Source organism: Xanthomonas sp. SHU 166 (assembly GCF_000364685.1).
In the GTDB taxonomy this organism is placed as follows: Bacteria; Pseudomonadota; Gammaproteobacteria; order Xanthomonadales; family Xanthomonadaceae; genus Xanthomonas_A; species Xanthomonas_A sontii.
On sequence record NZ_AQOJ01000591.1, the window covers coordinates 1 to 1,829 of the forward strand.

Sequence of the window (1,829 nt, forward strand, 5' to 3'; positions counted from 1 at the left end):
GCCTTTGCGGCACAAGCCGATGTTGGTTCTCGCTAAGCGCACTGTGGCCAGATGGCGGTCCGCCAGCATTGGCGTCTAGGATCGGGCGCTCAATCGTCTGGCGCTGGATGCGCCAGGCGCGCGATGCCGGTAGTGGATTGCAGTTCACCCCCTGGCGACGAACCGGGCAAAGGGGAGCGCGGCTCATGACAGGCTCTTGTCCCTTGGTCGCCGCAGCCGCCCAGCGCCGTCAAGATGCTCGCGCGCAGCAGATGCCCGATACTGCGGCCTGCGATTCAAACACTCGAGCGCGAGGGTGCGATGCGAAGCTACGGATGGGGTGCGCTGTTGTGGTTGCTGCTGTTGCCGTCGGTGGGGGCGGCGGAAACGCCGGCCGATCAGGCCTATGCGCGGGCCACCGCTTTCCGCGACCGGGCCAGTCAGCTCAGCGAGCACGGCGCCAAGAGCACGCGTGATGACCTGCTGCAGGCACGCGATGCCCTGCAGCAGGGCTTGCAGTATCTCGACGATCCGACGGTCGCAGCGCTCGCCGAGGGCAGCAAGACGCTGCGCTTCCGCCGCCTGAACCTGCTGGGCGATCTGGTGCGGGTGCAGGTGTGGCTCGGCGACCGCGACGCGGCGGTGGCGGCCTGGCGCGCCCTGGACGCGATGTCCTGGCATGAGGGGCTGATCGACTTCGTGGTGGACAAGGACCCGGCCACGGCGGCGTTGCTGGACGACCCGCGCCTGGCCGAGGTCCGGCGCCACGAAGCGCTGGCGGTCCGCGATGCCACGGCGCCCTCGATTGCGGTGCCTTACGCCGTGCAGCTGACCGAAGCCCAGCGCGTGGCCGGGTTGTCGCAGGTGTGGATGGCCGCGCGCGAGCGCTTCGTCTGGTTCGACCACGTGCCCGACCTGGACTGGGACCGCCTGTACCTGGAGACGCTGCCACTGGTCCAGCGCGCAGCGGATACCGATGCCTACTACCGCGTGCTGGCGCGCTTCCTGGCACAGTTGCACGACGGACACACCGGGATCCTGCCGCCCAAGGAACTGGAGGACCATTGGTATGCCCGTCCCGGGCTGCGGACGGCCTGGCTGGACGGGGAGGTGGTGGTGACCTCGGTCAGTGATGCCGCGCTGCGCCGCCAAGGGGTGGCACGCGGTGACCGCATCCTCGCGATCGACGGCGAGCCGGTGGAGCAGTACGCGCAGCGGGTGGTGCGTCCGCAGCTCAGCAGCTCCACCCCGCAAGACCTGCAATTGCGCATGTATACCTATGCCTTGCTGGCCGGCGATGCCGCCACCCCGGTGCGGCTGTCGGTGGAGCATGCCGACGGGCACCGCAGCGAGGTGCGTGCCGCGCGCAGCGGCTACACCGCGGTGAAGGTGCCGGAGGTGCCGCTGCTGCGCATTCGCCGCGATGGCGTGGCGGTACTGCGTGTGCCGCAGTTGGAGAACGATGCCAGCCTGCAGGCGCTCAAGCAGGCACTGCCGCGCGTGCGTGCCGCGCGCGGACTGATCCTGGACCTGCGCGGCAATGGTGGCGGCAACACGTGGTTCGGCTTGCAGATCCTGCGCTACGTCGCCGCGGCACCGTTGCCATCGCTGCGCTCTGTCGAGCGCGACAACGGCTCGTCGCTGGCGCAGGCGCGCGGCGCCAGGCTGATCGAGTGGCGGCCGGTGCAACAAGAGCCGGTGGCACCCGAACCGAACGCCTATTCCGGCCCGGTGGCGATGCTGGTGGATGCGGGCACGTTCTCCGCCGGCGAGGACACGGCGGCGGTGTTCCGGCTGATGCGGCGCGGCCCATTGGTGGGGCAGGCGACCGGCGGGAGCACCGGCCAGCC

Annotated in this window: 2 protein-coding genes; one reads left to right on the forward strand and one right to left on the reverse strand. The window is 70.1% G+C overall.

What is annotated here, in order from left to right:
* The coding region (locus D180_RS24605) for a hypothetical protein (RefSeq protein WP_232760512.1) at positions 1 to 187 on the reverse strand (187 nt) is incomplete at its 3' end.
* Between the two features lie 113 nt (positions 188 to 300).
* Here D180_RS24605 and D180_RS14680 point away from each other — a divergent pair.
* Positions 301 to 1,829, forward strand: a 1,529-nt coding sequence (locus tag D180_RS14680; RefSeq protein ID WP_043091037.1) for a S41 family peptidase, incomplete at its 3' end; no start/stop codon positions are given.